The organism is Actinopolymorpha cephalotaxi (assembly GCF_013408535.1).
GTDB lineage: Bacteria > Actinomycetota > Actinomycetes > Propionibacteriales > Actinopolymorphaceae > Actinopolymorpha > Actinopolymorpha cephalotaxi.
Window position 1 is genome coordinate 2755814 of the sequence record NZ_JACBZA010000001.1, and the last position, 19835, is coordinate 2775648.

Sequence of the window (19835 nt, forward strand, 5' to 3'; positions counted from 1 at the left end):
GAAATGTCCGGTCACGCGGTGGTGGTGGGCGGCGGGATCGGCGGACTGTCGGCGGCGGTCGGGCTGCGCCGGGCGGGCTGGACCGTCACGGTCCTCGAACGCGCGGAGGCGATCGCCGAGGTCGGTGCCGGCCTGTCCCTGTGGCCGAACGCCCTGCGTACGCTCGACGTCCTGGGCGTCGGGGCGGACGTACGGGCACAGGGTCTGCCGGTCGTGTCCCGCGGCAACGTCCGCACCCCTTCCGGTCGGTGGCTACGCCACGCCCGGCCGGGCGACACCGAGGTCCTCGCCGTTCACCGGACCGCGCTGGTGGAGGTGCTGCTTCGGGCCCTGCCGGCCGATGTCGTACGAACCAGCGCACTGGTCACCGGTGTCGACGACGTGTCCTCCGGCTCCGGCTCCGGGGGCTCCGGCGACGGTGTCAAGGTGAACTTGACGACGCCGGACGGGGAGGATCGGCTCGACGCGGACCTGGTCGTCGCCGCCGACGGGATCGCGAGCACCGTACGCCGGCAGCTGTGGCCGTCGGATCCGGGAGCGGCGTTCCGGGGCCGGACGGTCTGGCGCGGCCTCACCGAGCCGGACAGCGTCTGGCCGGTGGAGGCGAGCCTGACCCTCGGCAACGGCGAGCAGTTCGGGCTCCTGCCGCTGCCCGGCCGCCGGGTCTACTGGTTCCTCACCGCCGACGCCGACGCTGCGGACCTGCGGGCCGGTGACGAACCGGCAGAGGTACGCCGGCGCGTGGGTGGATGGCACCCGCCGATCCCCGCCCTCCTCGCCGCCACACCGCCCGGCCGGATCCTCCACCACGACATCACCGACCTCGACCCGCTGCCGACGTACGTACGGGGCCGGATCGCACTGCTCGGCGACGCCGCCCACGCGATGACCCCCGACCTCGGCCAGGGCGCCTGCCAGGCCGTGGAGGACGCGGTGGTGCTCGCGGGACGGCTCGCGACCTCGGCCGGGCTGGAGGCCGCGCTGGCGGGGTACGACCACGACCGGCGTCCGCGTACCCAGCAGATCGCGCGCGCGGCACGCCTGTCGAGCCGGCGCAACCAGCGGCACGGACGGATGACCCACACGCTCGCCGAGTTGTTCGTCCGGCTCGCACCGCAACGCGTGTGGACAGGGGCGGTCGCCCCCTGGGCGGACTGGACGCCGCCGGAGATTCCCGCCCGCTCATAGGGTGCGTTGCGCCACGGACGAACGTGGATGTCCGCGGACGAACGCCAGATGAAGTCGTGCCCCCCGCTGCTCGCGAGGGGCACGACTTTTCGTTCGCTGGTACGCGGTGTGGCTCACCGCGGCGTGCTCATGCCGAGGCGCTGGACTTCCGGGCCCGGCGCGGGGAGCGACGGCCCTCGCTCGAACGACCGTTGCGCTCGCCGTCCGAGCTCCTCTCCGAGCGCTGACGCGAACCCTCGCGCGAGCTCGGGCGCCGCCTGCGCACGGGCCTCTCGGTCGGCTCGTCCGAGCTGTCCTCGGACTCCTCGGCCTGCCCGTCGCCCTGGTCGGACTCCGCCGCGGGCTCGTCCGAGCTGTCGCCGGAGTCACCCTCGGAGCTCCTCTCCGAGCGCCGGCGCGAACCCTGACGCGAGCTCGGGCGCCGCCTGCGCGCGGGCCTCTCGGCCGGCTCGTCCGAGCTGTCCTCGGACTCCTCGGCCTGCCCGTCGCCCTGGTCGGACTCCGCCGCGGGCTCGTCCGAGCTGTCCTCGTCGGACTCGTCGGTCGGCTCGCCCTCGTCGGACTCGTCGGTCGGCTCGCCCTCGTCGGACTCGTCGGTCGGCTCGCCCTCGTCGGACTCGTCGCTCGGCTCATCCTCGTCGGACTCGTCCGTCGGCTCATCCTCGTCGGACTCGTCCGTCGGCTCATCCTCGTCGGACTCGTCGGACGGCTCATCCCCATCGGACTCGTCGTCTTCGTCGTCGAAGTCGTCGTCTTCGTCCTCGTCGTCGAAGTCGTCGTCCTCGTCGTCGAACTCGTCGTCGAAGTCGTCGTCCTCGTCGTCGAGGTCGGAGTCATCCGAGTCCTCGTCCTCGTTCAGCCGGTTCGGCGGACGGTAGTCGTCCTCGCGGCGGTAGTCGTCGTTCTCGTCGGGCTCGCGCACCACTTCGCCGTCGCGAATCTCACCACGCCACGACCCGGTGGCCTCGCCCTGGACCGTCACGAACCGCCGGAAGTGCTTGAGGTCCAAGCGGACACGACGGCCGAACGCCCGCCAGATGTTCGCCGTCTTCTCCATGAACCCCTTGGGGTAGTACTCGAGGACCACGAGCACCTTGGTGAGGTCGTCGGCCAAGGGGTGGAACGTGATGATGCCCTTGGTCGTGCCCTTCGCACCGTCGGTCGTCCAGGCGATCTTGCGATCAGGGATCTGCTCGGTGACGCGGGCGCTCCAGCTGCGAGTGGACCACCAGACCTTGCCGCGCCAGTTGCTCTCCGTCTCGTCCTTGGCGTCGACACCGCGGACGCCCTTCATGAACGACGCGAACTCCTGGAACTGCGACCACTGGTCGTAGGCCACCGACACCGGAACACCGATGTTGATGTCCTCGATGATGTTGATCATCTTCGGGCCGGACTTGCCTTTGCCGCGGCCCTTCTTGTCGCCGCCGCCGTCTTCGCCCTCTTCGCCGTCGCCGTCTTCGTCGTCTTCGTCGTCGCCGTCTTCGTCGTCATCGCCCTTGCCCACGAGCGACTTGGCCTTGTCCTTCAGCCCCGACCCGAACGAGGCGAGGCGGCCCTGCTTGGAGTCCTCGCCGTCCTCCTGGCCGTCGTCGGCGCCGTCGTCGTCCTTGTCCTTGCGGCCGTTGGGGTTCTCGGCGTGGTCCTCCAGCCGCTGGGTCACTCCCTCGAGCCGGCCACCGAGGGACTGGACGAAGTCCGACCCCTTGGCGGTGGCGAAGTCACGTGCCTCCTTCTTGAGGCGATCCCCCACTGGGCCCTTCAGCAGTGACGACCCGACACCGGTCAACACCGATTTTCCTTTGCCTGCCATCTGCTCTCCTCTCCTTACCGACCGATGCGCGCGGACCTACGTCCAGAGTTGGAGGTACCGCTCTAGGACGCGGATGCTGCCTTCTTCGCCCCACCCCGGGACGAGGCTGCCTTCTTCGCGCTACCAGTCGATGCGGTCTTCTTGGCCCCGGCGCGCGAGGACGCGGCCTTCTTCGCGCCACCGGTTGATGCGGTCTTCTTCGCAGCCGTGCGCGATGTGGCCTTCTTCGCCCCACCCGACGAAGCAGCCTTCTTCGCGCCACCACCAGAGGAGGCGGCCTTCTTGGCGCCACCCCGTGCAGAGGTCGTCTTCTTCGCCGCACCGTCGGAGGAGGCAGCCTTCTTGGCACCCCCACGAGACGAGGCAGTCTTCTTCGCGCCGTCACCGGTCGAAGCGGTCTTCTTCGCCGCACCGCGGGGCGATGCAGCCTTCTTGGCACCCTCACCCGACGACGCGGCCTTCTTGGCGCCACCCCGAGCAGAGGTCGTCTTCTTCGCCGCGCCCTCGGAGGAGGCAGCCTTCTTGGCACCCCCACGAGACGAGGCAGTCTTCTTCGCGCCGTCTGTCGATGCGGCCTTCTTGGCCCCACCGCGGGGCGACGCGGCCTTCTTGGCACCCTCACCCGACGACGCGGCCTTCTTGGCCCCGCCCCGAGCAGAGGTCGTCTTCTTCGCCGCGCCCTCGGAGGAGGCGGCCTTCTTGGCGCCACCCCGTGCAGAGGTCGTCTTCTTCGCCGCACCGTCGGAGGGAGCAGCCTTCTTGGCACCCCCACGAGACGAGGCAGTCTTCTTCGCGCCGTCTGTCGATGCGGCCTTCTTGGCCCCACCGCGGGGCGAGGCGGCCTTCTTGGCACCCTCACCCGACGACGTGGCCTTCTTGGCCCCGCCACGAGTGGACGTCGCCTTCTTCGCCGCCCCCTCGGAGGAGGCGGCCTTCTTGGCACCCCCACGAGACGCCGCAGCCTTCTTCGCTCCGGCGTCAGCAGACGCGGCCTTCTTCGCGCCTTCGGAGGAGGCGGACTTCTTCGCACGTCCACCAGCCGTGGACTTCCGTGCCCTGCGGGCGGTGGCAGCCTTCTTCGCTGGCAGGTCCGAGGTCCTGCCCGCCTCCTCGGCGCTGGCTCCGAGGGCGGAGTCGGTTGCTTCCTCAGACCTCGAGTCCCCCTCGGAGTCCGCGGGGTCGGACTTGTCCTCGTCGCCGTCGCCGTCGCCGTCGCCGGTCCGGTCGGCAGGACCGTCACCGGAGCGGTCGTCCGACTCCGCTACCGCTTGAGGCGCATCATCCGGCTCGTCCTCCGAGTCGTCCTGGGCGTCGGACTCGTCATCCGGAGTGTCATCCTCCGGCTGGTCGTCCTCGTCCGAGTCGTGCTCGTCCGGGTCTTCCTCGTCCGGGTCTTCCTCGGAGCTGTTGGCCGGCTGGCCTTCGGCGTCCGCCTCCGGCTCGTCGAGTTCGTCCTCGTCGTCGGCCTCATCCCGATCGGACTCGCGGGAGTCGTCCTCTGCCTCAGGCTCATCGACGTCGGCCTCATCGGCTACCTCGTCACCATCCGAGCCGTCGCCGTCCTCAGGCTCGTCCGCAGGCTCGTCGGCCTCATCCTCAGGCTCGTCGGCCTCGTCCGCAGGCTCGTCGTCGTACTCGTCTGTGGATTCGTCACCGTCCGGCCCACCATCGGAGTCGTCGTCAGCTTCCTCAGCCGGGTCCTCGACCTCGTCGTCGTACTCGTCCGCAGGCTCGTCGTCCTCGGAGTCGTCGTCCGGCTCCGGTTCGTCGAGGTTGGCCTCATCGGCTACGTCGTCTCCAGCAGAGCCGTCTTCGCCGTCCTCGGCCTCGTCAGCCTCATCCTCGGACTCGTCGTCATACTCGTCCGCAGGCTCTTCGTCCGCAGGCTCTTCGTCCGCAGGCTCGTCGTCCTCGGACTCTTCGTCGTGCTCGTCCGCAGGCTCCTCGTCCTCGGACTCTTCGTCGTGCTCGTCCGCGGGCTCGTCGTCCTCGGGCTCTTCGTCCGCAGGCTCGTCGTCATCGGAGTCGTCGTACTCGTCCTCGGGCTCGTCCCCGTCGGACTCGTCGTCCTGTCCCGGCTCATCGAGGTCGGCCTCGTCGGCTACGTCTCCAGCAGAGTCGTCATCGCCGTCCTCGGCGTCGTCCTCTTCGGCGTCGTCATCGTCGTACTCGTCGTACTCGTCGTCGAAGTCGTCGTCGTCATCGGACTCGTCGTCCGACTCGTCGTCGTCAGCACGATCGTCGGCCTCGGCGTCGTCCTCTTCGGCCTCATCGTCGTACTCGTCGTCGAAGTCGTCGTCTTCCGACTCATCGTCCGACTCGTCGTCGTACTCGTCGTCGAAGTCGTCCTCGTCGTCGGGCTCGTCCGACCCCTCCGCGTCGTCGTACGCGTCCTCGTCGGGCTCGACGTCCTCTTCTTCGGCCTTCCGCCCGCGACCTGGCCGCAGCCGATCGGTCAGGCCCGACGTCCTACCGGCGAGCCCGGCGCCGCGCTTTCCCGCCTTCGCACCCGTGGAACCTGCCTTGCCGGCCGTGTCAGTTGCCTTGCCGGTCGCGTCCGAGGCGGCGTCCGACGCCCGGTCGGTCACGTCCGAGGCAGCATCCGACGCCGTGTCGGTCGCCTGGCCGGCCGCCTTCGATCCGCGGTTGGTGATGTCGGCCGTGCGCTGGTTCAGGTTGTCCGACAGGCTGTTCAGCCGGGACTCGACAGTCGCCAGCGCGGCCTTGCGCCCCGCGGCCAGCAGCGGTCCTCGCAGCTGTGCGCCGATCTCGCCGACCTGCTGGGTCTTGGCGAGCTTCAGGAGTCCTTCACGTACGAGTTCGCGGGGCTCGACCCCGAGCTGACGCCCGGCGAGCCACAGCGCGAAGCTGGCAGCGGCCTTTCCCTTCTTGGTCCGGCCGAGGAGGTAACCTCCCGCGATCGCCGCGCCGATCTTGGCTCTGTCGTCCACTGCTTCTCCTTCCAGATGGTTCCGGTGACTGGGCGCGGCAGCACGACCTGGCGTGCGACCCGTCAGCCGTCGTCGCTGCTGCGACGGGAACGCGAGCCCGAGCGGCTGGACGCACGCCGACTGCCCGACTCTTCCTCGTCGTCGTCACCGGTGAAGGACGAGATCACGTCCTTGGCGGTCTCCTTGACGCCTGACAGTGCGCCCTTCGTCACGTGCTTGGCGCCGCCCTCGGTGACCTCGCGAATCAGGCCGGGAACACCCGCCACCTGCCCGTCCGGCTGCATGTCGAGCCGGTTGACCGCCTCGGCGAAGCGGAGGTAGGTGTCCACACTCGCGATCACGATGCGCGCGTCGATGGTGAGGAGTTCGATTCCCACCACCGCCACCCGGACATACGCGTCGATGACGATGCCCTTGTCGAGAATCACTTCGAGCACGTCGGCGAGACTGCTCGGCCGAGGTGCCCGGTTGATGCCCTGTGTCGCTGCCGCCATTAGGTCCCTCCACGTGTTCGTCTCGCTACGTACTGGTCAGGGGGTGGTTGCGTCTGCGGTCTGCCCCCGTGCGACCGACGGACGAAGCTGAGGTGAGGGAATGTCGCGGGCGGGCGACCAGGACTGGCGGTGACGACACGTCACGCCACGCCCGCCGTACCGCGAGGGTCGGCGGAACATCGCGTGGCGCTTCTCACAACCTGGGTGACATCACACCTCGGCCGACTCCGGGCGACTCCGGACCCACCGGGCCGTCGGGCCTGTGTCTGCTCGCTCATCACCACTACCAGGTTTCGGGCGCAGGTCTGTCAGGTCGTCGTGCACATGATCCCTTTCGGGATCTGGCGACCATAACGCATACGTCGCACTGTGTCGCGCGGGCGAAAAGCCGGCGTCGCCGTGGATGCGGCCAGACGCCTTACCGGCCAGGACAGTCGGGACGACAACGAGGAGAACAACGGAGGACGGCCGAGTACCACGACATGCGGATTCGGCGCGTCGGCACGAACATCCGCGCGGAAGGATTCCAACCCCGCCGTCAAGGCCTCCTTGACAGTGAGGCACGGACCGGTGGCGTACGGCAGCCAGGCCTGGATCGGCCAAACAAGACAGACAAGGACATTCGTCGTCAAGGTCCGGAAACGGGCACCGCACGCGAGAGAGTTCGCCGGATCCTGCTGTTACTGCCCCTGATACCTGGTCCTACTGCATGGAGGTGTGCTCGGGGCGTACGTAGACGATCACGCGGTGGTCACCCGGCTGGTTCCAGGGGTACTCGTCGACACCGAGGTACTTCTTCGCCATCTTGTTGATGAAGGCGTGGTCGCCGTCCTCCTCCACCCGGTCGACGCGTCCTCTGATCTCGAGGTACTGGTGCGGCTCGTCCGGGTCGGTCACCGACACCGCGATCCGCCCGTCACGTCGCACGTTGCGGAACTTCTGCCGTTGGTCCGTCTGGCTGAACAGCAGGAACTCTCCGTCCCAGTCGATCCACACCGGACTGGACTGCGGCTCTCCGTGAGGGCCGATGGTGGCGACGTGACCGAACGAACGCTTGGTCAGGATTCCTACTCGCTCCGCTGGTACGGCAGACATGTCCACCCTCCGGGTTCCGGCGTTCCGACGCGGCCAGTCGTACCGGGCCAGTGTTACCCGCACAGAGTTGCCCGCACAGGGACCCCTGGCCCACTGCCGTACGGAGCGGCCCGCGGCCTGAGGCGGACACCGCGGCCGAAGGGTACGACCCGAACGTTTACGGCACCTCGCTCAGGGCATCCGGACCTGATCGACGGCGGCCCGGAAAAGTGCCCGACGGGGGCGCCGGCCCCGCAGGAGAGGTGGACGCGTGAAGGCAGCGGTATGGCACGGCAAGCGAGACGTCCGCGTCGACGAGGTGCCCGACCCGGTCCTCAAGGAACCCACCGACGCGATCATCCGGACGACGACGACCGCGATCTGCGGTTCCGATCTGCATCTGTACGAAGTGCTCACGCCGTTCATGACCGAGGGCGACATCCTCGGCCACGAGCCGATGGGCATCGTCGAGGAGGTCGGCGAGCACGTCACCCACATCAGGCCGGGTGACCGGGTGGTGGTGCCGTTCAACATCTCCTGCGGTCACTGCTACATGTGCGAGCGGCAGTTGCACAGCCAGTGCGAGACCACGCAGGTGCGCGACCAGGACAAGGGCGCCGCGCTGTTCGGCTACACCAGGCTCTACGGCCAGGTGCCCGGCGGCCAGGCGGAGTACCTCCGCGTCCCGCAGGCTCACTTCGGGCCGATCAAGGTGCCGGAGGGCCCCTCCGACGAACGCTTCGTCTACCTCTCCGACGTACTGCCCACGGCGTGGCAGGCGGTGGCGTACGGCGACGTGAGGACGGGTTCGACGGTCGCGGTGCTCGGTCTCGGGCCGATCGGCCAGATGTCGGCCCGCATCGCCGCCCACCTCGGCGCCCGCAAGGTCATCGGCGTGGACCTCGTTCCCGAACGCCTCGCGCTGGCCAGGAAGTACGGCATCGAAACCGTCGACGCCGGCCTGGGCAACGTCGGCGACGCGGTCCGCGACCTCACCGACGGCCGCGGCGCGGACACGGTCATCGACGCGGTGGGGATGGAGGCGCACGGCGCGCCCCTGGGCAAGGCCGCCCACCAGCTCGTGGGGATGCTCCCCAAGCCGCTGGCCGCGAAGATGACCGAACGCGGCGGCGTCGACCGGCTCACCGCACTGCACGGCGCGATCGACGCGGTGCGGCGAGGCGGCACCATCTCGGTCAGCGGCGTGTACGGCGGGATGGTCGACCCGATGCCGATGATGACGATGTTCGACAAGCAGCTCACCATCCGGATGGGGCAGGCGAACGTCAAGCGCTGGGTGGACGACCTCCTCCCCCTGGTCGCCGGGGACGACGACCCGCTGGGCGTGGAGGATCTCGCGACCCACCGGCTCCCACTGGGCGAGGCACCGCGGGCGTACGAGATGTTCCAGCGCAAGGACGACGGCGCCGTCAAGGTGCTGTTGACACCATAGGCCGGGGGAAGCGGATGCAACAGGAACGGCGGGTCGCGGGGAGGGGCGCGACCCGCCGTTCGAGCCTTCTGTCTCAGGCGGTGAGCTGCTCGGCGATGGTCCTCAGGGCCGCCATGGCCTGCAGCTGAAGGCCGCCGCCGAAGGTGATGCGGGTGGCGCCGAGCCGGCCGAGCTCCCGCGGGGACGGGTCGCCCGGCCGCGCGGCGGTGTTCACCGGAAGGCCGATCCCGTCGGCGAGCACCCGCAGGTGGTCCGGCGGGGCGCCGATGGGGTACACCCCGTCGGCGCCCACGGCCGCGTACTGCTTGCCGCGCTCGATCGCCACGTCCGGTGAGGTGCCGCCGCGCAGGTAGGTGTCGACGCGGGCGTTCACGAACAGGTCGTCGCCCGCCGCGGCGCGTACCGCGGCCAGGTAGTCCGCCTGCCGGTGCGGCTCCACCAGCCGGCGCGTCTTCGGGTCGGTGTCCTCCAGGTTGACCCCGACCGCACCTGCCTCGAGGACGCGTTCGACGAGCTCGGCGGGCGGGAGACCGTACCCCGCCTCGACGTCGGCGGACACCGGAACGTCCACGGCACGGGTGATCCGCGCGATCGCCGCGAACATCTCCGCCGGCGGTGTCCCCTCACCGTCGGAGTAGCCGAGCATGGCCGCGATGGCCATGCTGGGTGTGGCCATCGCGGGGAAGCCGGCGTCCACGAAAACCGTCGCACTGGCCACGTCCCACGGCCCGGGCAGGATCAGCGGATCCCCCGGCGCCCGCCCGTGGTGGAGCGCGCGGAAGGTGTCGACGGACATCAGTGCTGTCCCGCGAACTGTCCGGGCGTGTAGCTGCCGGCCTCGGCGCGGGCGGTGACGTTCAGCCGGTTGAACGTGTTGATCACCGCGATCGTCGAGATCAGCTGGGCGAGTTCCTTCTCGTCGAAGTGCTTGGCGGCTCGCTCGTACACCTCGTCGGGCACGAAGCCGTCGGTGAGCACGGTGATCGCCTCGGCCAGCGCCAGCGCCGCCCGCTCCTTCTCGGTGAAGAAGTTGTCCGCCTCCTCGAACGCCGCCACCAGCGCGATGCGCTGGTCGGTCTCCCCGGCCGCACGGGCGTCCTTGGTGTGCATGTCGATGCAGTACGCGCAGCGGTTGATCTGCGAGGAACGCATCAGCACGAGTTCCTTGATCGTCGGGTCGAGATCCTTGGCGGCCTCGTTGGCGAGTTTGATCAGCTGGCGGATGACGTTCGGCGAGTGCTGGTGAATGTTGATTCGCTGTGTCATGCCCTCAACGCTACGACCGGATCAGCCCAGGGATATGGTCCATTTCCATGGCAGAATCGTGGGCCACTTCGCTGGACCTCCACCTTGAGCTCCGGGATCCCCGGCACGACGGGCGAGGGCTCGGCGCCGCGCTCACCCGCGAGCTGCGCGACGCCGTCCGCAGCGGTCGGCTGGCACCGGGTACCCGGCTGCCGTCCTCGCGGGCGCTGGCCGCCGACCTGGGGGTCGCCCGCAACACCGTCGCCGACGCCTACGCCGAACTCGTCGCCGAGGGCTGGCTCACCGCGCGCCAGGGCTCGGGCACGGTGGTCGCCGAGCGAGCGAGGTCGCGGCGCACGAGACCGCGTGCCGTGCCCGAGCCGACCCATCCGTTGCTGCCGGGTACGACGTACAACCTGATGCCCGGTTCGTCGGACGTGTCGGCCTTCCCCCGGACGGCCTGGGTGGCCGCGACCCGCCGGGCGCTGACGGCGGCGCCCAGTGAGGCGTTCGGCTACCAGGCGACCTCGGGCCGGCCGGAACTGCGCTGGGCGCTCGCCGACTACCTCGCCCGGGTGCGCGGGGTGTACGCCGACCCGTCCCGGATCCTGGTCTGCGCGGGGATCATGCAGGGCCTGTGGCGGATGGCCGAGGTGCTCCGTGCCCAGGGTGCGCGGCGGGTCGCGGTGGAGGCGTACGGCCTGGCCGAACACCGCTCGCGGCTCACTGATGCCGGGCTGCGGGTGTCGTCGCTGCCCCACGACGAGGCCGGAGTCGACCCGGCGCCGCTGCCCGAGCTCGGCGTCCAGGCCGCGCTGCTGACACCGTCGCACCACTTCGCCACCGGCGGGACGCTGTCGCCGGAACGCCGCGCGCAGGCGATCGACTGGGCACGGGCCGAGGGTGGCGTGATCCTGGAGGACGACTACGACGGCGAGTTCCGCTACGACCGCCAGCCGGTCGGCGCGTTGCAGGGCCTGGATCCCGAGCACGTGGTCTACCTGGGTACGGCGAGCAAGAGTCTCGCGCCCGGTCTGCGGCTGGGCTGGATGGTGCTGCCGGAGCGGCTCGTCGCCACCGCGAACGAACTGGGTTCGTCCCGCTGGCAGGTGTCCACGGTCGACCAGCTGACCTTGGCGGAGTTCATCTCCTCCGGCGACTACGACCGGCACGTCCGCGCGATGCGGACCCGCTACCGGCGCCGACGGGACCACCTGGTCGCCGCGCTCGCGCAGGCCGTGCCGCACGTCCGGGTCAGCGGCATCGCCGCGGGGCTGCACGTCCTGCTGGAGGTTCCGGCCGGTACGGAGGAGCAGGTGATCGCGCGGGCCAGACGGGAAGGGCTCGGGGTTGCCGGTCTCGCTTCGCTGACGTTCGGTACGCCGAAGCCGGTCCGGCACGCGATCATCGTGGGGTACGGCACGCCGCCGGACCACCTCTTTCCCGGCGCGGTCGCGGCACTGTGCCGCGCCCTGAACAACCAGCGGGGCAACAACTAGCGGGGCTTGGCGGGCGCGGGCCCGGTGGGTTCGCCGAGCGCCCGCCGGGCGAGCAGGGTGGCGCCGGCCACCGCCGCCGGGGTGAACACCACCGCGCCGAGCGGGATCAGGAACGCCACGAACACCGCGACCCCGAAGCCGGCGGTCACCGGCCGGATCGCGCGCAGTGCCCGACGGCGTTCGGCGAGCCCCATTCCTCGCCGCTCGAACGGCGTACCGGCCAACTCCACCGCGAGCAGCCAGCCGCCGAGAACCGCGCCGAGCACGGGCACCACGGTCTGTCCCACCACCGGCAGGAAACCCGCGCCGAACAAGGGGATTCCGACCAGCGCCGACGCGGCGAGCAGCCGGGAGGAGTCGGCGAGCCCGCGCCGCAGCGACCGCGCCCAGCCGATCTCGACCGGGTTCGGCACGCCGCCGTATCCGTCCTCGACACGTTCGGAGATCCGCTCGTAGAACGGCCCACCGATCGCCAGCGTGACCGCGGTGAACGCGAGGACGCCGATCAGCGCCGTCAGTCCGAGCAACGCCAGCCCGGCGGTGAACCGCGCGAACGTACGGGCCGCGCCGGACCAGTCGTCGGCGAACGGCGTGAGCGCCGCGGCCACGTCACCGGCGAAGTAGGCGAGGGTGACGAACGCGCCGAGGAACAGCACGCCAGTGATAAGGGCGGGCACGATGCCGAGCAGCGCGAGCCGGGGGTTCACGGCGTACATACGCACACCGCGGACCAGCAGGCCCACGCCGGTGAGGAAACCGCCGGGATAGCTGACCGCCGATGCCGGCGCCGAACGCGTACTCACGATCGGTGAGTCTAGGGGCTGTCCTGCGGGTTGGCTGAGCGGCGATTCCGCGACGCGGGTACCGAATGATCGCCCGTGGAGGGGGTAGCCGCAAGCCATGGCCCACGACCCCACCCGCGCCGCCGGTTCCGCCCGTACTGCTGGTTCCACCCGCACCGCTGGTTCCGCCCGCACCGCCGGCCCTGCCGATCCCGCCGCGTCATCGTCCGTCGGTGAACTGTTCTTCGTCGGCAACGCGACCGTGCTGCTGAAGTACGGCCCGTTCACCCTGCTCACCGACCCGAACTTCCTGCACCGCGGTCAGCGGGCCTACCTCGGCCACGGGCTGACCAGCAGGAGGCTGACCGAGCCCGCGTTGCGCATCGACCAACTGCCGCCTCTGGACGCGGTGGTCCTGTCCCACCTGCACGGTGACCACTGGGACCGGGTGGCCCGCCGCAACCTCGACTCCGGGCTGCCGATCGTCACCACACCGCACGCGTCGCGGCGGTTGCAGGGACTGCACGGGTTCCGGCGAGCGGTGGGGCTGCGCACCTGGGAGCAGCACAGCATGACCAAGGGCGGCATGGCGCTGCGGATCACTTCCACACCCGGCCGGCACGCGCCCGGGCGGGTACGCCATCTGCTTCCCCCGGTGATGGGCAGCGTGCTCGAACTCGCCACCACCGAAGGCGAGGTGCGGCACCGGCTCTACATCACCGGCGACACGCTGATGTACCCGGGCGTGGAGGAGATCGCGCGGCGCTTCCCGGCCACCGATCTCGCGTTGCTCCATCTCGGCGGTACGACTCTGCCCGGCGGGATGGTGGTGACGATGGACGGCGAGCAGGGCGCCGACCTGCTCGCCACCATCTCACCGAGGCGCGCGGTGCCCATCCACTACGACGACTACGACGTGATGCGTTCGCCGCTGTCGGACTTCCGCGCGGAGGTGGAGCGGCGCGGGCTGGCGGACCGGGTCAGCTACGTCGGCCGCGGTGAGTCGCTGACGTTGTGACCGTCGGCGAGAGCCTCAGTAGGTCTCTTCCTCGCCGGGCCGCCGGTCGTCGTCGTGGATGACCACCCGGCTGGGGCTGTCGCCACCCGCCAGCTTGCGGGCGTCGGCCAGGGCCGACTCGCGGTCGGTGTAGTAGCCGACCACCTCGGCATCGCGCTTGACGTGGAACGCGCCGCCGGCGGGAAGTACGGCGTACGTCACGGGCGCGGGCGTGGTGCCCGACGTCGTGCGGGCCGTGGTCTCCTGCTCGGTCTGACGCGTCTCGCTCACCTGTTGCGCGGCCTCCCCCGCACTGGCCCAGGCCTGGGCCAGCCCGGAGTGGGTCTCCTGGGGCACGTCGGGTCGCTCCGGCAGCTCACTCATGTGCCCAAACTATCCTCGCCACAGGCCATTCGCCGTCCGGGCCCGCCGCCGGTACGCCACGGAAACCACCGCGATCCGCCGGATCGAGGTCGACCCGTAGGGGCGGGGGCCAGCGCGTGCCGGTTGACCAGGCAACTTTGCCTGCCCTTTACAATTGGCGTTTCGGGTTCTCACCCTCTCGTCCGCCACGACTGGAAGGCTCCACGCCGTGACGCTTACCCGCCGCCCGCCGTACGTCTCGTGGACGACCGTCGTGCCGCTGCTCGCCCTCGTCGCACTCGGACTCACCTGGGGGCGTTACATCGCGGTCCCGTTCGCCGTGGTGATCGCGGTCGTCCTTGGTGGGGCGGTGCTGTCTGCCGTACACCACGCGGAGGTCGTGGCGCACCGGGTCGGCGAACCCTTCGGCTCGCTGGTTCTCGCGGTGGCTGTGACCGTGATCGAGGTCGCGCTGATCGTGACCCTGATGGTGTCGGGCGGTCCGGAGACCGCCCAACTGGCCCGGGACACCGTCTTCGCGGCGGTGATGATCACCACGAACGGCATCGTCGGCATCTCCTTGCTGGTTGCCGCGCTGCGCTACGGAACGACGCGCTTCAATGCGGAGGGCAGTGGCGCCGCACTGGCGACCGTGGCGACCCTCGCCGCGTTGAGCCTGGTGCTGCCCACCTTCACCATGGGCGCACCCGGACCGGTGTTCTCCACCAACCAGCTCGTGTTCGCGGCGATCATCTCGCTCCTGCTGTACGGCATGTTCGTGCTGACCCAGACCGTCCGGCACCGCGACTTCTTCCTGCCCGTCCACCACGACAACGATCCGGTCGCCGGACGTGGGCACGCTCCCACCTCCAAGCCGGCCGAGGCCGACGAGGCCGACGAGGCCGACGAGGCCGACGAGGCCGGTGACGTCGAGGAGAGCGCGGACGCCGGTGAGCATGCCGCTCCCCCGACCACCCGGGCCGCGCTTGCCAGCCTCGGGTTGCTGCTGGTGGCGCTCGTCGCGGTGGTGGGCCTGGCCAAGGTCGAGTCGCCGTCGATCGAGGCCGCGGTCAAGGCGGTCGGATTCCCGCAGTCGTTCGTCGGCGTGGTGATCGCGTTGCTCGTCCTGCTGCCGGAGACCCTCGCCGCCGTACGCGCCGCCGGGAGGCAGCGGACGCAGATCAGCCTCAACCTCGCGTACGGCTCGGCGATGGCGAGCATCGGGCTCACCATCCCCGCCATCGCGATCGCGTCGATCTGGCTGAAGGGGCCGCTGCACCTCGGGCTCGGTGCCACCCAGCTCGTGCTCCTGGCCCTGACCGTGGTGGTGAGCGTCCTCACGGTGGTGCCCGGCCGGGCCACCCGGCTGCAGGGCGGTGTCCACCTCGTCCTGCTGGTCGCGTTCCTGTTCCTCGCGGTCAGTCCCTGAGGTGTCGGGCGGTCATTCGGGCGCGGGTGAGGGAGTGCGGCCGGCGCGTTGCCTGCCGTACTCCCGCCAGGTCAACCAGACGACGAACGCGTCGAAGACCGTCAGCAGCACGAGCCCGATCGTCGGATGCAGCGCGATGCGGTACAGCTGGTAGCCGATGAACGCGAGCAGTACGACGATGGTCCAGGGGTACGCCCACAACTGGTTGCGCAGCAACGCGACGACGAGGACGACCTTCACCGCGCCGTGCAGAAGAAGGTAGACGGCGCCAAACCACACCGTCGACCGGTCGAGGCCGGCCGTCAGGTGCAGCAGATGCGTGGCGATGACGTCGTGCGGGTCCTCGGACAGCTCGTGCTGGGTCAGGGTGGCGACCAGGTGGTTGAGCGTGGCCGGTGACACCGCCAGCAGGAGGACCCCGCCGACCAGTTCGAGCAGACCGTCCAGGCCCTTGAGGATGATCCCGATCTCGAACGTGCGGTCCAGCAGGTCCCCTGGCTTGAACCACGCCATGTCGCCACCTGCCGATCTTGCTGCCGTCCTGCCGCCTGCCTCGTCCTACCGCACGCTAGTGGACCGACCTGAGAGATCGGCCTCGGTAGCCGTCCGGTCGCGTGGACAGCAACTCCGGCTTGCGGCTCTGGAACCAGGTTTCTGTCCACAGGTAGTCGATCGGTGCTGTTTCGGGGTCTCTTTGTGGACAACGGATCCCTGTCGGTGGTTGTCGATAGCATTCGTGCATGAGTTCGACCACGCAGGACCCTCCGGGCTGGGACGGCGGCATCGACGCCGAACAGCGACTGGAGGCTGCGCTGGCCACCATCCGCGCCGGAGTGGACCAGGCGATGTCGACCCCGGCCACCTTCCTGCAAGCCACCAAACTCGGGTCGCTGATCGGTGAACTCCTGATCGAGCAGTCCCGGTGTGACGCGCTGAAGCTCGGCTGGGTACGCCAGGCCGACGCCTGCGACATCGGCAAAACGACCGGTGCGGCGACCACGGCCGCGTGGCTGCGTAACGGCCAGCGGATGGGCAAGAACGACTCCTACGCCACCGTCGCGCTGGCCCGTGACCTGGACCGCACCATCACCCTGACCGCCCGGGCACTGGCACGCGGGGAGTTGTCGTTTCGGCATGCGCAGGTCATCGCCGGGGCCATCAAGGACCTGCCCAAGTGGGTCAGCCTCGAACAACGCGCGGCAGCCGAGGAGTACCTGATCGACGAATCGCGGCGGCGTAACCCCGACGACGTACGGATCCTCGGCCGCCACCTCCTCCAGGTCATCGCGCCGCAGGAGTGGGAGGAGCGGCTGAGCAAGGAACTCGACGCCGCCGAACGTGCCGCCGAACGCAGCCGGTCCCTGTTCTACCGGCCCAACGGTGTTCCCGGCTCCGAAACCGTGGTGATCAGGCTGCCGGTGCTGGAGATGGAACAACTCCGCAAGATCATCGAAGCACTCGTCGCCGCCGACAAGCGCGCCGAACCCGACGACCGCCCCCTCGACCAACGCCGAGGCGACGCGTTCGCCAACCTCGTCACCAGCATGGCCGAGTGGGAAGCCTCGCCCAACCGTGGCCGTGGACGTGACTGCGTCACGGTGCTGATCCACCTGCAGCAGCTCATGAACGGTGTCGGGTTCGGCAGCATCGACGACCTCAACCCCGTCCGCCCCATGCCGTGCGGCTGCCAGACGGCTGACGCCAAACGCCAGGCCCAGCGCCAGGCCACCAAGCGCAAGGCCCGCAAGAACGCCAAGCGCAGCGAGACTTCCGAGTCCGGCGAGTCCGGGTCGGGCGCGAGTCGCGGCGGCACGACAGACGCCGAACCCAGCCAGAGTGCTAGCGATAGTGATAGCACCAAGCCCGACAAGGCCGAGAACACCAAGCCGGGTAAGACTCCTGACGGCACCGAGGCTGCCACGTCCGAGGACGACGAGCCCAGCAGCAACGGCGAACACCGTGCAGACGCCAAGGCCAGCGAGAACGCCGACGACACCGGGCCTGAAGCCCTGCCGAGCCAAGGAATCACCGACCCGGACGACGCAAGCGGGCCCAGTGACCCCACCGAACCGGCTGGCGCCGCTGCCCTCGGTGACCCGGACGTGGTTCGCGACCCCGTCCAGCCCGGCGACCCGGCCGGTGCCGGTGACCCGGAGGCGAACAGTGACCTTAAGAGGGGTGCGAGGCCAACCGCCACCAGTGGCCCGCAGGCGGCTCCCGCTGCCGCGCAGACCACGGCAGCTACCTCGGAAAGTCAACCAGACACCGAGAAACCACCGCCCGACCCGACTGCCCCTGCCGGGGCTGCGGAGCGGGTACCCGCACCGCGAGAACCCGGCGAGCCCCCACAACCGAACACCGCCACCGGAACCGAACCCGGCCCAGGAACCGAACCGGAAGCTGAACCGGGACCACGACGGGATCCGGAACCCGAACCACACAACGGGAATCCGGAACCACATACCGGACCCGAGGACTGGAACCTCGGAGCGGAAGACGACGACGCCGAACCCGAAGAGGGCGCGGCGGGGCCCGAGGCTGCCTTCGACCCCCACGACGGGTGCAGCAAGTGCGGCGGTGGTGGATCGGCTCGCATCACCGGTCTGCGCGGGGAGCCGGTCTCGGTCGCCACGATCCGCCGGATGGCGTGCGACGCGAACATCATCCCCGTCGTCCTCGGCGGCAACGGCGAGGTCCTCGACGTCGGAATGGCCGACCGGTTCTTCACCGAAGCGCAGCGCAGGGCACTCGCCGTCCGCGACGGGTCCCACTGCCACTTCCCCGACTGTCAGGTGCCCGAGCGGCGTTGTGTCGCGCACCACATGACCGCTTGGGACGACTTCGGGCCGACCGACCTCGACAACGGAGTCCTCTTGTGCAAGAGCCACCACACCTTTGTCCACCACAAAGGCTGGCAGGTACGGATGGGCAGCCACGGCCACCCGGAGTACATCCCGCCCGAATGGGTGGACGTCCACCAGAAAGTCCAACGACCGTGAAGCACAAGGGGCTCGTACGAACGGAGGACGGCCCTACGTCACCGGAACGATCGACGCGCCCTTCACCTGGCCGCGCTCCAGGTCGACGATGCCGATCGTTCCGTGCGGCTGCCGTCGCCGGTCGGTCGGCGAGCCGGGGTTGAAGATCCGTACGCCGTCCTCGGTCTGCGTCAACGGGATGTGCGAGTGACCGAACACCACGAGGTCCGCGTCCGGGAACCGCCGCCGCATCCGCGCCATCCGGCCGGTCGCCTGCCCGCTGTCGTGCACCATCGCCACCCGAACTCCGGCCAGGGTGATCTCGAGGACCTCCGGCACACCCGAGCTCCATGCGGCGACCTCGGGGCCGTCGTTGTTCCCGGCGACGGCGTGGACCGGGGCGTAGGCCGCGAGTTCGTCCAGCACTTCGGGCACGCACACGTCACCGGCGTGCAGGATCACGTCCGCCGCCCGCAGGTGCTCGGCCACCCTCGGCGGGCAGGACTTCCACCGCCGCGGCGCGTGCGTGTCCGACAGCACAACTACTCGCATGCCGTCATCATGTCCTACCCCGGCCCAGCGGCGGCGAGGCGCGGCGGTGGCGTGGCAGTGTGGGTCGATGCCATCGGACGGAGTCGGGCAGGAGGCCGGCCACCCGCTGGACTGGGTGAAGATCCGGTGGGGACAGGATGCGGTCGCTCGGGTCGTCCGCCGTACGCCCATCACCAACGGATACTCCTCGCCGTCGGTCGAGCGGCTGGACCTGCTCATCGAGATGGGCGACGGCACGGCAGTGAAGCGTCAAGTGTTGCGGAAGCACGCGACCGAGGCCGAGGTCACCGTGTTACGCGCACTGCGGGACGTCACCGACACGAGGGCGAGCGCGCTTCCGCGGTTGCTGGCCGACGGTACCGACGCCGCCGGGCCGTGGGTGGTCCTGCCGTTCTATCCCGGCAACGCACCGGCGTCAGAGGCCGACGTGTCCGATGACGTGCTCGAGTCCCTCGCCGTCGTACACGTTCGCCATGTCAACGCCACCTTGCCAGGCCTCCCGGTCGTCGACGGGACGTGGTGGGACAACGGGTTCCGGCACGTCGACCGACGCCTGTCCGAACTGCTGCCATTCGCTTCCGAGCCGGCGCCACTGCACGAGGCGCTCGACCTGGTTCGGAGCCTGCGAGGTGACCCACTGCTGGTTCGTACACCCGAACGCCTCTCTCGCACCCTGGTGCACGGAGACATCCACGCGAACAACATCCTCGCCGGGCCCGCCGGAGCAAAGATCATCGACTGGGGAGCCGGCACGCTCGGGCCCGCGATGCTGGACCTGGCCAACCTCGTCGCACCCGGCAGTCCACGGTTCGCGGTCTACGTCGAGGCGTGGGAAGCCACCGCCGGTCGAGCGCTGGACCTGCCGCGGGCGAACCTCGAATACCAATGGGCCACCGCATGCGTCAACATCAAGTACCTCGGCTTCGCCGCCCACCACCTCGGCGGCGACGCGGTGCGCGAGATGCTGAGGCGGGCCCGAGGCGCACTCGACGCCCTGGCCCGTTCGGAGGTGTAGGC

At 69.9% G+C, this 19835-nt stretch carries 17 protein-coding genes; 7 read left to right on the forward strand and 10 right to left on the reverse strand.

Annotation, left to right across the window (positions count from 1 at the left end):
- The first annotated feature begins 3 nt into the window (after nt 1–3).
- Nucleotides 4–1188 (forward strand): FAD-dependent monooxygenase, encoded by a 1185-nt coding sequence (locus tag FHR37_RS12385; RefSeq protein ID WP_092882606.1) that lies wholly within the window; start codon nt 4–6, stop codon nt 1186–1188.
- A 127-nt stretch (nt 1189–1315) separates the two neighbouring features.
- Here the strand turns inward: FHR37_RS12385 and FHR37_RS12390 are convergent, their stop codons facing one another.
- From FHR37_RS12390 to FHR37_RS12405, 4 genes are all read right to left on the reverse strand, one after another.
- Nucleotides 1316–2980 (reverse strand): SRPBCC family protein, encoded by a 1665-nt coding sequence (locus tag FHR37_RS12390; protein ID WP_202884516.1) that lies wholly within the window; start codon nt 2978–2980, stop codon nt 1316–1318.
- Nucleotides 2981–3063: 83 nt separating this feature from the next.
- Entirely contained in the window at nt 3064–5952 is a 2889-nt protein-coding gene (locus FHR37_RS12395) for a putative sodium/potassium/calcium exchanger (RefSeq protein ID WP_175542428.1), read from the reverse strand.
- A 62-nt stretch (nt 5953–6014) separates the two neighbouring features.
- Nucleotides 6015–6446, reverse strand: a complete 432-nt coding sequence (locus FHR37_RS12400) for a gas vesicle structural protein GvpA (RefSeq protein WP_092882604.1) — start codon at nt 6444–6446, stop codon at nt 6015–6017.
- A gap of 702 nt (nt 6447–7148) precedes the next feature.
- Nucleotides 7149–7541 carry a PPOX class F420-dependent oxidoreductase gene (locus FHR37_RS12405; RefSeq protein ID WP_092882852.1) on the reverse strand — a complete coding sequence of 131 codons (393 nt, stop codon included), beginning with the start codon at nt 7539–7541 and terminating at the stop codon, nt 7149–7151.
- A gap of 250 nt (nt 7542–7791) precedes the next feature.
- On the opposite strand from FHR37_RS12405, the gene FHR37_RS33080 reads away from it, so the two are divergent.
- The gene (locus FHR37_RS33080; protein WP_092882603.1) at nt 7792–8973 is read left to right on the forward strand and encodes a zinc-dependent alcohol dehydrogenase; all 1182 of its coding nucleotides are present in this window, start codon (nt 7792–7794) and stop codon (nt 8971–8973) included.
- 73 nt (nt 8974–9046) lie between these two features.
- Here FHR37_RS33080 and FHR37_RS12415 read toward each other — a convergent pair whose 3' ends face one another.
- A complete protein-coding gene (locus FHR37_RS12415) occupies nt 9047–9769 on the reverse strand; it encodes an isocitrate lyase/PEP mutase family protein (RefSeq protein WP_092882602.1) in 723 nt (240 codons plus the stop codon).
- Nucleotides 9769–10239, reverse strand: a complete 471-nt coding sequence (locus FHR37_RS12420) for a carboxymuconolactone decarboxylase family protein (protein WP_092882601.1) — start codon at nt 10237–10239, stop codon at nt 9769–9771. The genes FHR37_RS12415 and FHR37_RS12420 overlap by 1 nt, the downstream gene beginning before the upstream one ends.
- Before the next feature lie 47 nt (nt 10240–10286).
- Here FHR37_RS12420 and pdxR point away from each other — a divergent pair, with 47 nt between their 5' ends.
- Nucleotides 10287–11717 carry a MocR-like pyridoxine biosynthesis transcription factor PdxR gene (gene pdxR, locus FHR37_RS12425; protein ID WP_092882600.1) on the forward strand — a complete coding sequence of 477 codons (1431 nt, stop codon included), beginning with the start codon at nt 10287–10289 and terminating at the stop codon, nt 11715–11717.
- On the opposite strand, the gene FHR37_RS12430 is transcribed toward pdxR, so the two are convergent.
- On the reverse strand, nt 11714–12520 hold the full coding sequence (locus FHR37_RS12430) for an EI24 domain-containing protein (protein ID WP_202817998.1): 807 nt from the start codon (nt 12518–12520) through the stop codon (nt 11714–11716). The two genes, pdxR and FHR37_RS12430, sit on opposite strands and share 4 nt — an antisense overlap.
- Before the next feature lie 97 nt (nt 12521–12617).
- Between FHR37_RS12430 and FHR37_RS12435 the strand changes: the two genes are divergently transcribed.
- Nucleotides 12618–13517 carry an MBL fold metallo-hydrolase gene (locus FHR37_RS12435; protein ID WP_092882598.1) on the forward strand — a complete coding sequence of 300 codons (900 nt, stop codon included), beginning with the start codon at nt 12618–12620 and terminating at the stop codon, nt 13515–13517.
- Nucleotides 13518–13532: 15 nt separating this feature from the next.
- Here FHR37_RS12435 and FHR37_RS12440 read toward each other — a convergent pair whose 3' ends face one another.
- On the reverse strand, nt 13533–13880 hold the full coding sequence (locus tag FHR37_RS12440; protein WP_092882597.1) for a DUF2188 domain-containing protein: 348 nt from the start codon (nt 13878–13880) through the stop codon (nt 13533–13535).
- A gap of 208 nt (nt 13881–14088) precedes the next feature.
- On the opposite strand from FHR37_RS12440, the gene FHR37_RS12445 reads away from it, so the two are divergent.
- On the forward strand, nt 14089–15288 hold the full coding sequence (locus tag FHR37_RS12445; RefSeq protein ID WP_092882596.1) for a calcium:proton antiporter: 1200 nt from the start codon (nt 14089–14091) through the stop codon (nt 15286–15288).
- Between the two features lie 12 nt (nt 15289–15300).
- On the opposite strand, the gene FHR37_RS12450 is transcribed toward FHR37_RS12445, so the two are convergent.
- A complete protein-coding gene (locus FHR37_RS12450) occupies nt 15301–15801 on the reverse strand; it encodes a DUF2127 domain-containing protein (protein ID WP_092882595.1) in 501 nt (166 codons plus the stop codon).
- A gap of 227 nt (nt 15802–16028) precedes the next feature.
- On the opposite strand from FHR37_RS12450, the gene FHR37_RS12455 reads away from it, so the two are divergent.
- Nucleotides 16029–18287, forward strand: coding sequence for a DUF222 domain-containing protein (locus FHR37_RS12455; protein ID WP_092882594.1), 2259 nt, complete (start codon nt 16029–16031; stop codon nt 18285–18287).
- Nucleotides 18288–18320: 33 nt separating this feature from the next.
- Here FHR37_RS12455 and FHR37_RS12460 read toward each other — a convergent pair whose 3' ends face one another.
- Nucleotides 18321–18818, reverse strand: coding sequence for a metallophosphoesterase family protein (locus FHR37_RS12460; protein WP_092882593.1), 498 nt, complete (start codon nt 18816–18818; stop codon nt 18321–18323).
- A 67-nt stretch (nt 18819–18885) separates the two neighbouring features.
- Here FHR37_RS12460 and FHR37_RS12465 point away from each other — a divergent pair, with 67 nt between their 5' ends.
- The gene (locus tag FHR37_RS12465) at nt 18886–19833 is read left to right on the forward strand and encodes a phosphotransferase family protein (RefSeq protein ID WP_175542427.1); all 948 of its coding nucleotides are present in this window, start codon (nt 18886–18888) and stop codon (nt 19831–19833) included.
- Nucleotides 19834–19835: the final 2 nt, after the last annotated feature.